We start from the raw sequence: 9,195 nt of genomic DNA, 5'->3' as shown, positions 1-9,195 counted from the left end.
CGCAAGGGCCTCAGGGGCCGGAAGGACCTCAGGGCCCACAAGGATTCCAGGGTCCCCAAGGACTTCAGGGTCCCCAAGGACCTCAGGGTCCGTCGGGTATTCCGGCCTATGCGTCTTTTGTCACCTACCAGCAGGAGTTTTTCAACGGCAGCTCAATCTCTTTGAGTGCGGCAGCAACGGATGCGACCGGCCACATTGTGCAGGAATCTACCACTCAGCTCCTCCTGCAACCGGGAGTATATCTCATCGCCTACCACTTTGCCGCCAACCTTCTGACCGCCGGATATCTTCAAATCACACCGGGCTACGGAGGACGCGGTCATCTGGAGTACGGCGTCTACAATCGGACCGGTATCGACAATACCAGTGTATCCGGCTCTGCCTCTTTCATCATTTCCGTGGAGGAGGCTACCCGTTTTTCCCTGAACAGCAACAGCAGCGTTACCGTTCGGGACGGCGAAGCCACTCTGGTGATTCTGGCTCTGCAGCCCAGCAGAGAGGCCTGAGCTGCGCAAGACCGGGAGACCGCCTGCAGGCGGCCTCCCGGCCCTTTTCTGCCGGAGTCCAGAGGGCGGTCTCAGCCGCCCAGTGCCACGTCCAGCACCATCATCACCAGGAACCCCATCACAAAACCGCAGGTCCCCGCCCGGCTGTGGGCCTGGGGAATCAACTCCTCCACCACCACGTACAGCATCGCTCCGGCAGCAAAACTCAGCAGCCAGGGCATCAGCGGGTCCACGCCGGCCGCGGCCAGTGCCGCCAGCACGCCGAACACCGGCTCCACGGCGCCGGAGAGCATTCCCCCCACAAAGGCCCTGGGACGGGACCAGCCGCCCTGCCGCAGGGGCAGAGCCACGGCGGCTCCCTCCGGAAAATTCTGGATGCCGATGCCCATGGCCAGGGCCGCCGCCCCGGCAAAGCCCTCCCCTCCGGACACCAGGGCAAAGGCCAGCCCCACCGCCATCCCCTCCGGGACGTTATGTAGGGTGATGGCTGTCATCAGCAGAGTGGTCTGCCGCCAAGAGGCATCCTGCCAGGTCCGGTCCCGCCGCAGATGGGGCAGCAAGGCATCCAGAGCGGACAGGAAGACCACGCCCAACAGCATTCCGCCCGCGGCGGGCAGCCAGTCCGGCAGCGCCCCCTCTGCGGCCCGGTCGATGGCCGGCAGCAGCAGGCTCCACACGGAGGCCGCCGTCATGACTCCAGCAGCAAAGCCCAGCAGGGTCTTTTGAAAGTGGGGCCGGGGTTCCCCGGCGAAAAAAAACACCATGGCCGCGCCCAGAGCGGTCATCAAAAATGTGAAGCCCGTACCCAGGGCCGCCCAGCCAAGAGACTGCAGCATAGCACCAACGCCTTTTCTCTGATTCAGGCGGAACACCGCCCGTATGCCAGTATAAGCGGCAGGACTTCCCGGCGTGACAGGGCTTGCATCCGGGGACGATGTGTGATATGGTATAGGCAGCAGGAAAAGCTCATATAAGTTCGCTGTCATGGCGCGAACGTCTCTACGGAGCCGCCGAAGGCTCTTCTATGAGTGTCTGTTGGAAGGGGCCATCCCCTGCCGGCAGGCGCTTCTTTTCTGTCTGAAAAATCCGGAACGGAAACAAAAGGAGATTTGCCATGTCACTGACGATCATCAAGGGAACTATTCTGTCCGCTCCCACCCTGGGACAGCTGGATGCCCTGCCGGGCGGATATCTGGTGGCCGAGGACGGCCTCATCCAGGGTGTGTACGGGTCTTTGCCCGAGCAGTACGCCGGTGCCCCAGTGGAGGACTGGGGAGACGCGCTGATCCTCCAGTCCTTTGCGGATCTGCACCTCCATGCGCCCCAGTACCCCATGCTGGGGATGGGCATGGACCTGCCCCTGCTGGACTGGCTGAACGCATACGCCTTTCCCACAGAGGCCCGGTTCGCGGACACAGGCTACGCCCGGGAGATTTACAGCCGCCTGGCCCGGGAGCTTATTGCAAACGGCACCACGCGGGTGTGCATGTTCTCCTCTCTCCACACGGACGCCACGCTGATCCTGATGGAGGAACTGGAGAAGGCCGGCGTCACCGGCTACGTGGGCAAGGTGAACATGGACCGGAACGCTGCCCCCGGCCTGTTGGAGGAGACCACAGAGGAGTCCAGGCGTGAGACGCTCCGCTGGCTGGATGCCTGTCAGGACTTCCGCCTGGTGAAGCCCATACTGACGCCCCGGTTCACCCCCTCCTGCACTGACGAGCTGATGGCGTTTCTGGGCAAACTGGCGGCGGAGCGGGATCTCCCCGTCCAGTCCCACCTGTCGGAGAACCAGGCAGAGATGGCCTGGGTGCGCCAGCTCCACCCGGGCTGCCAGCAGTACTGGGAGACCTATGCCAAATACGGCCTGTGGACCAGCCGCACCGTCATGGCCCACTGCGTCTGGTCCGATGCGCGGGAGCGGCAGGCCATGCGGGACGCCGGCGTGACAGCGGTCCATTGCGCCGACTCCAACCAGAACATCTGCTCCGGCGTGGCGCCGGTGCGGGCCATGCTGAATGAGGGCGTGAAGGTGGCCCTGGGCAGCGACATTGCCGGCGGGGACCACCTGCACATGTTCGATGTGGTGGCCGCCTCCATCCGGGCCTCCAAGGCCCGGCGGGTGCTGGACAACTGGGAGACGGATTTCCTCACGGTGCCGGAGGGCTGGTACCTGGCCACCTCCGCCGGTGCGGCATACTTCGCCGAGCAGCCGGGCTTTGCCCCAGGCAATCATCTCCACGCCCTGGTCCTGGCGGACGATGATCTTCCCCAGCCCCATCCCATGACGCCCCAGGAGCGGCTGGAGCGGGCGGTGTATCTGCGTCAGGGCGGCGCCATCCGGGCGGTCTGGAGCGAGGGACGGAAGGTATTCTCCGCAGAGGGTTGATCAAAGAGCGGGATGCTGTGTGTCCCGCTCTTTTTTGTTCCCGTCTGGGAGGCCCCCCTGGGGAGTGGTATGGGCCGGCACACCCCTAAAAGCAAACGTGCGGTGCACCCTGAAACGGATGCGCCGCATCTATTTTGTATTGCTCACGCCCCGGCAAACTGCGCCGGGTCCCGCAGGGCGTCCGCCGTTTCCCGGGGCACTTCAGCGGTAAACGTCAGCAGACCGCCCAGTCCTTCCACGCCTACAAAGCTCCCAACGCCCTCCAGGGTATCGGACAGGACCTCCGTGGTGACGGCATTGCTGCCCTGCCGCACCTGGGTCCGGAAGACCTCCAGGTATTCCCGCTCCGCATCCGGGTCCTCCCCAGCGTGGAGGGTAGTCTCCTGCCAGTAGACATAAGTGTAGAGAGGGTCTCCCTCCGCATTCCCGTGGTCGGCGTTCTCGCCGCCGGCCTTGTTGATGAGAGCGTCGATCTCCGCCACGGCCCCGCTGTCTGTGACGGTGTACAGCTCTTTACCGGCGGCGTCCAGAATCTGGTAGTAGTGGTCCTTCACTGCCTCCTCAGCGGTGTCGGCCGCAGCTTGTTCCCCGCCGCAGGCGGTCAGCAGCAGCGTCAGGGCCAGGACACAGAGGATGAGATATTTTTTCATACATACCTCCTGTAAGGTTTTAAATGGATGCGGGCCGCGTCACCGCAGGCGCAGCTCCTTCAGGTACGTCAAATCCTCCTGGGTCAGAGATTGGCATTGGGCAGAGATGTGCAGGGCCGCCGGGCTGTCGCCGCCGGCACTGCGGAACACGAAGGAGATCTCCAAGTCCCACTCCCCCGGCGTCAGGGGGATCGTCTCCTGAATGGCGATGTCCTCCTCAAGCTCGGCTCTGGTGGCCGCATAGCCATAGACCGTCTCTCCCTCCGGGGAGGTCAGGCGGACCTCCACCCGGCTCTCGCCGGAGACCAGCCCCTCGTCTTCCAGAGGAAGCAGGTCACTGAATCGGATCTCCAGGTCCAGGGTGCCCTCATCGGACACCTGGAAGGGCCAGTGGCCGCCGGTGACGGTGGGCCGGGCAGCCTGATCAAAGGTGTGGTCCAGGCGGAACACATAGCCCTCCTGAATGCCCGCAAGCAGCTCCTCCAGGGTGCTGTAATACTCGTACAGGGGCTCCGCGTCCTCCGCAGCATCTGCGGTGGGATCCTCCGCCGGGGGCTCCGTCTCCGGAGGCGCCGCATCCGGAGCGGGGGCGGTCTCGTCCCAGATGGCCTCGCCGTCGATCACCACGGTGCCGTCCTCTCCGGTGCGGACCTCCGCATCCCCCAGGGGAACGCTGCAGGCCACCAGGGACAGTGTCGTCAATCCCGCCAGGACAAGGGCGCCCAGGCGCTTTTTCAAATCTTTCAATGGAAGTTTCCTCTTTTCCTAGTTAAAACAGCTGCACCACGCCGTAGGTCAGCGTGGTGACGATGGCCCCGGCAATCACCACGCCCAGGAAGATGGCGGGCAGCGCGTGGCGCATCCGGATGTCCAGCAGGGCCGCCACCAGAGCCCCCGTCCAGGCCCCGGTCCCCGGCAGGGGGATGGCTACCAGAATGATGAGTCCCGGCAGGCGGTACTTCCGCACCATCCGGCCCTTCAGGTGAGCCCGGCGCTCCAGCCAGTCGATCCTGGGGCCGAAAAGGCGGGTGCCCCGGAGCCAGTCGAAGATCCGGCGGATCAGCAGCAGGATAAAGGGCACCGGCACCATATTGCCCAGGATGGACACCAGGCAGGCCGCAGCCGGGGAGAGTCCCGCCGCCACTCCCACAGGAATGGCGCCCCGGAGCTCCAGCACCGGCACCATAGCGGTGCCGAAGGTCAGCAGGATCGCTTGCATCAGGTTTTCCTCTACGGGCATGGCGGCCTCCCTTAAGATTTCCGGGGCCGTGGGATCACTCCCACGGCCCGCCGGAAGCGTATGGTCCAGTTTACTCCAGATTCAAGCGCTTTTTCAAGGTAATTGTGGTTACAATATAGAAAATCGCGCCGTAGAGCACTGTCAGCAGGAGCAGAGCCACCATCGTGAAGTGGACCGCCGCCACGCCGGTGAGCTGGAAATCCAGCGTCAGCAGGAACTGGTGCAGCGGCCCCTCGTCCAGCAGGACCAGAACAATGGCCCCCGCCATCTGCACCACAAACTGGAACGCAAAGAAGAACGCCACGGACAGGGCCATCTTATGGTTGGCAAAGCTGTGGCCCGCCGCCAGAGCGGCATAGAACTGCAGGGAGAAACTCATGCAGGCTGCCAGCATCAGCGCCAGAAGCTCCAGCGCGAAAACGGTGCCGTTGACGGCGTAGTAGGCGGTCATCTGCTGGAACAGCTTGGGGAAAACACTCGCCAAATCCGTCAAGAAGCTCACGTTGAAGGCCGCCACAAAAACAGACAGGAACACCACCACGCCGGTGGCGATGAACCACACGGCGGAGACGATCAGCTTGCTCCACACATGCTGGTGAACCGAGGCGGGCAGAGTGAACATGATGTAGCCCTCGTCCCCCAGCAGATTTTTGTAGAACCGCTGGAGCATCAGAATGAACGCCACAATGAACACGGCGGTAATGGCCACCACATAGGCCATGACCACCAAAGCGGCCAGCATATTCAGCACAAAGTTGCCTGAGTCCATCAGCCTGGCGGAGAAATTGAAGCCCAGGGCCACCGCCAGCAGAACCAGGTACAAAGGCCCCATGATGCGGGCCGTGGCACGGAATTCGTGCTTCAAGAGTTTCGTCAGCATTTGAACACCTCCCGGAACAGGGCGTCCACGCTCATGCCCTTCTCCTCCCGGATCTCATCCACAGAGGACTGGAGCACCACCTGGCCCTGATTGATGAAAATGACCTCGTCCAGAACCTTTTCCACATCGGCGATCAGGTGGGTGGAGATAATCACTGCCGCCTCGGGATTGTAATTGCCGATGATGGTGGAGAGGATGTAGTCCCGGGTGGCGGGGTCCACGCCGCCGATGGGCTCATCCAGCAGATACAGCTTTGCCGCCCGGCTCATCACCATGATGAGCTGCACCTTCTCCCGGGTTCCCTTAGACATCTGCTTGATCCGCTGGGTCAGGCGGATGTTCAGATGGGTGAGCATCTCCTCCGCCGCCTTCCGATTGAAGTCCCGGTAGAAGTCGCCATAGAAATCCAGCAGCTGCTTCACGGACATCCAAGTGGGGATGCAGGTCCGCTCCGGCAGGTAGCTGACGCTGGCGTGGCTCTCCTTTCCAGGGGCCATATCGCATACCAGCACCTCTCCCTCGCTGGGGGTCAGCAGGCCGTTGGCCAGCTTGATGAGGGTGGTCTTGCCGCTGCCGTTGGGGCCCAGCAATCCCACGATCCGGCCCGGTTCCACCGCCAGGCTCACATGGTTCAGCGCCGGCGCGTTGCCGTAGTGCTTGCTCAGATCTTTACATTCCAGAACTGCCATTGTCTTCTCCTCCCTTGGTCTCCTCCTGCCGCAGCAGCGTCAGGATCTCCTCCCGGCCATAGCCCAGGTGGGTCATGGCCTCCAGGAACGCCTGAATGTGGCGCTCCGCCAAACTTCTCTTTGCAGATGCAATCATGGCCTGATCCTCCGTCACAAATCTACCCGTGGTTCGCTGGCTGTATACCAGTCCGTCCCGCTCCAGCTCCGTCAGGGCCCGCTGCATGGTGTTGGGATTCACCCCGGCCTCCGTAGCCAGGTCCCGCACGGAAGGCAGCCGCTCCCCCGGCGGGAACGCGCCGGAGACAATGCCCACCTTGATCTGCGCGATCAGCTGGGAATAGATCGGCGCGTCATTGGAAAACTGCCACTTCACAGAAGCACCTCCCATTTGTGTTGTTGTACTAAGCAAGTAATACAATAGCACATTCTCCAGATTTGTCAAGTGGATTCGAAAAAAATTTTGGAGAGGCAAAAGCGCCGCAGCGGCTTATCGCTGCGGCGCAAGGGATTCATCGGTTATTCGATTTTGCGGAGGGAGGTTCTCTGATCATACCGGCAGCCCAGGATGAGGATGGCGAAGCCCAAAATGGTCACCAGAAGACAGGGCAGGTCGTCCCAAAAAGTCACCTCCAGAAATTCCCACATATTCTCCAGCCCATACTCCGCCAGATACACCAGCAACGCAGTGGAAATACTCCAGACCGGCCCCGTCTGCAAAAACCGCAGAGGCGCGGGAAGAGGGAGCCGCATGTTCAGCAGACCCATCAGCACCAGGAGCCAGCCCAGATGATACCAACGAAGCCGCCCTGCCAATTGGCGGCCCCGGAATACCAGAATCACAGACACGAGAATCAGCAGCACATGGGGAATCATTGTGGGAATATACACCATCTGCACGTATTTCACCCAGGCAAAATTCTCGAGGTCCTGCGCCTGCTGGTATGTATTGGCCGCAAGAACAGCCAGGTCAACCAGGTTCCAGACACCCAGGCCGCCAGAACCCAGGCCAGCAGATAGCCCCTGTTCCGGTACCATTGCTTGACCCGGACCCACAGGCCCGCCGCAGGAGCCGTGGTACTGGCCGTCTCCGGCTCCTCTAGTTCTTCCAGCAATAAGTAATCCGTGGACACGCCGAACTGGCGGCTGATGCGGACGAGCTTCTCCGCCTCCGGCATGGCCTCGTTCCGCTCCCACTTGCTCACCGCCTGGCGGCTCACATCCAGCAGCTCGGCAAGCTGGTCCTGGCTCAATCCCGCCCGGGTCCGGAGCTTTTGCAGCTTCTCTCCAAAGGTCATGGCGCTTCCCTCCCCTGCCGTTTTCACACGTTCAGGATACCAGACGATACTGGGACATGCCAGCAACCAAACCTGGAATTTCCGCTACCACAGGTAGCGGAGCGGTGTTTCCGGCGCTCAGGCGTACATTTTGTCCAGGCGGGACACGATGTCCGCCAGAGTGTCGTGGTCCGCATCTGCCACGATGGTGGCCCCGCAGGCCCGGACAGCGGGTACGCAGTTGGCGGGGGCAAATCCCTCCGCCGCCCAGGTCAGCATGGACAGGTCGTTGGCCTCGTCCCCGGCGCAGTAGATGTGCTGGCGGGAGATGCCCAGCCGCTCCGCCAGCCGGGCCACCATGCCACCCTTGGTGGCGCCTCTGGCGGTGACCTCCAGCAGTGTCCGGTCAGAGAAGAAGATCTCATACTCCCCCGCCCAGGGCTGGGACTGCAGAAACGCCTTGACCTCCTCCAAAACGGCGTGGTCCTCCTCAAACATGATCTTTCCCAGCGGCAGGGGCACATCCAGCAGGGAGGGCTTTTCCACCACGCTCACATGAGTGACGTGCTCATGCTGGCGGGTATAGAGATTGGGCCGGACGGCGTGGATCACGTTGTCGATGTGGTATGCCTCCACCGCCAGCGTGGGGAATCGGTCCAGAGTCTCCTGTCCCCGCCGGCGGGTGCTCTCGTCCAGCAGAATGGTCTCCAGATACTCCCCCTTCTGAAAATCATACAGGGCCGCGCCGTTGCACACAATGCCCGGCGCGTTCATGGGCACCTGATCCGCGAATTTGATGAAGGCCGCCAGCGCCCGGCCGGTGGCGATGGCAAATCTCCCGCCGCCGGCCATGAAATACTCCAGCGCCTCCCGGTTCCGGCGGGACACCTCCGGCACCTCGGCGCCCGTGCGCCGGGCCGTCTCCGTATTCAGCAGGGTATTGTCAAAATCGCTGGCCAGCAGTACACCGTCAAATTTTCCCATGGGTGTTCCTCCCTCATCCGTCAGTTGAACAGAGCATGCGCCAGCAGGGTCCCCCAAACACACAGAAGGGCAGCTGCCGCAGTCCTTTTGAAATAAAGCCACCGCTTGATGATCTCCCGGTCTTCCGGGCGATAGGCATATTCGGGGTCCACACATAAATAGCGCCCGCCCGGGCCTGTGTTTTGAAGCTGCGGCGGCAGCATCTTTTGATGGGCCGCACAGGCGCCTGGGTCCGTTTTCTGCCAGAATTTCAGAATCTTGCCGGTATAATGGGCCAAGACCCCGTGGATGGCCACGCCGGACCCCATAAATACCGGGAGTTCCAGCCATGGGGAATCCGCCCAGACGGTCAGGGCCGCGAGCGCGGCAGCCGCGGCCAGAACGAAATAGCCTTTCCGGAACCGAATCCTTTCCATGCCGGTCCACTCCCCTCGCAAAACCGCCGCCCACAAAGCGGGCGGCGGTTTCCCCCAAAAAGGTCACTCGCTCTTAGGGGCGGAGCCGCCTTCGCCGCCCTTGTTTCTGCGGCGGCCTCCCCGGTGGTGGGGCCTGCGGCGGCGCTTGGCCTCCCCCTCTCCGCCGG

12 protein-coding genes, 1 pseudogene and 1 riboswitch are annotated in these 9,195 nt (G+C 62.6%); of the genes and pseudogenes, 2 read left to right on the top strand and 11 right to left on the bottom strand.

Annotation, left to right across the window (positions count from 1 at the left end; translation table 11 throughout):
* Positions 1-506, top strand: a pseudogene (locus tag HMPREF1546_RS19390) (collagen-like protein); the annotation flags it as partial.
* Between the two features lie 71 nt (positions 507-577).
* Here the strand turns inward: HMPREF1546_RS19390 and HMPREF1546_RS05840 are convergent.
* Positions 578-1,342 (bottom strand): ZIP family metal transporter, encoded by a 765-nt coding sequence (locus HMPREF1546_RS05840; protein WP_021747590.1) that lies wholly within the window; start codon positions 1,340-1,342, stop codon positions 578-580.
* A gap of 110 nt (positions 1,343-1,452) precedes the next feature.
* Positions 1,453-1,551: riboswitch (purine riboswitch) on the top strand.
* A gap of 69 nt (positions 1,552-1,620) precedes the next feature.
* Here HMPREF1546_RS05840 and HMPREF1546_RS05835 point away from each other — a divergent pair.
* Positions 1,621-2,895, top strand: a complete 1,275-nt coding sequence (locus tag HMPREF1546_RS05835) for an amidohydrolase family protein (RefSeq protein ID WP_021747589.1) — start codon at positions 1,621-1,623, stop codon at positions 2,893-2,895.
* Between the two features lie 143 nt (positions 2,896-3,038).
* On the opposite strand, the gene HMPREF1546_RS05830 is transcribed toward HMPREF1546_RS05835, so the two are convergent.
* The 10 genes from HMPREF1546_RS05830 to HMPREF1546_RS05785 form a co-directional block, all read right to left on the bottom strand.
* A complete protein-coding gene (locus HMPREF1546_RS05830) occupies positions 3,039-3,545 on the bottom strand; it encodes a hypothetical protein (protein ID WP_021747588.1) in 507 nt (168 codons plus the stop codon).
* A gap of 39 nt (positions 3,546-3,584) precedes the next feature.
* Entirely contained in the window at positions 3,585-4,292 is a 708-nt protein-coding gene (locus HMPREF1546_RS05825) for a hypothetical protein (protein ID WP_021747587.1), read from the bottom strand.
* A gap of 22 nt (positions 4,293-4,314) precedes the next feature.
* Positions 4,315-4,785 carry a small multi-drug export protein gene (locus tag HMPREF1546_RS05820; RefSeq protein ID WP_021747586.1) on the bottom strand — a complete coding sequence of 157 codons (471 nt, stop codon included), beginning with the start codon at positions 4,783-4,785 and terminating at the stop codon, positions 4,315-4,317.
* Between the two features lie 70 nt (positions 4,786-4,855).
* Positions 4,856-5,665, bottom strand: coding sequence for a hypothetical protein (locus HMPREF1546_RS05815; RefSeq protein ID WP_021747585.1), 810 nt, complete (start codon positions 5,663-5,665; stop codon positions 4,856-4,858).
* Positions 5,659-6,354: an ABC transporter ATP-binding protein gene (locus HMPREF1546_RS05810; protein ID WP_021747584.1), complete on the bottom strand. Its 696-nt coding sequence runs from the start codon at positions 6,352-6,354 to the stop codon at positions 5,659-5,661. Before HMPREF1546_RS05810 ends, HMPREF1546_RS05815 begins: the two co-directional genes overlap by 7 nt.
* A complete protein-coding gene (locus tag HMPREF1546_RS05805; protein WP_025545026.1) occupies positions 6,335-6,727 on the bottom strand; it encodes a GntR family transcriptional regulator in 393 nt (130 codons plus the stop codon). The genes HMPREF1546_RS05810 and HMPREF1546_RS05805 overlap by 20 nt, the downstream gene beginning before the upstream one ends.
* Positions 6,728-6,870: 143 nt before the next feature.
* A complete protein-coding gene (locus HMPREF1546_RS05800; RefSeq protein ID WP_021747582.1) occupies positions 6,871-7,260 on the bottom strand; it encodes a hypothetical protein in 390 nt (129 codons plus the stop codon).
* Entirely contained in the window at positions 7,257-7,649 is a 393-nt protein-coding gene (locus HMPREF1546_RS05795) for a helix-turn-helix domain-containing protein (protein ID WP_021747581.1), read from the bottom strand. Before HMPREF1546_RS05795 ends, HMPREF1546_RS05800 begins: the two co-directional genes overlap by 4 nt.
* Positions 7,650-7,766: 117 nt before the next feature.
* Positions 7,767-8,612, bottom strand: coding sequence for an HAD-IIB family hydrolase (locus tag HMPREF1546_RS05790; RefSeq protein ID WP_021747580.1), 846 nt, complete (start codon positions 8,610-8,612; stop codon positions 7,767-7,769).
* Positions 8,613-8,632: 20 nt separating this feature from the next.
* Entirely contained in the window at positions 8,633-9,028 is a 396-nt protein-coding gene (locus tag HMPREF1546_RS05785; RefSeq protein WP_021747579.1) for a hypothetical protein, read from the bottom strand.
* Between the last annotated feature and the right edge of the window lie 167 nt (positions 9,029-9,195).

This window comes from Oscillibacter sp. KLE 1745, from assembly GCF_000469445.2.
In the GTDB taxonomy this organism is placed as follows: domain Bacteria; phylum Bacillota; class Clostridia; order Oscillospirales; family Oscillospiraceae; genus Oscillibacter; species Oscillibacter welbionis.
This window is presented reverse-complemented; position numbering and strand designations above follow the sequence as displayed.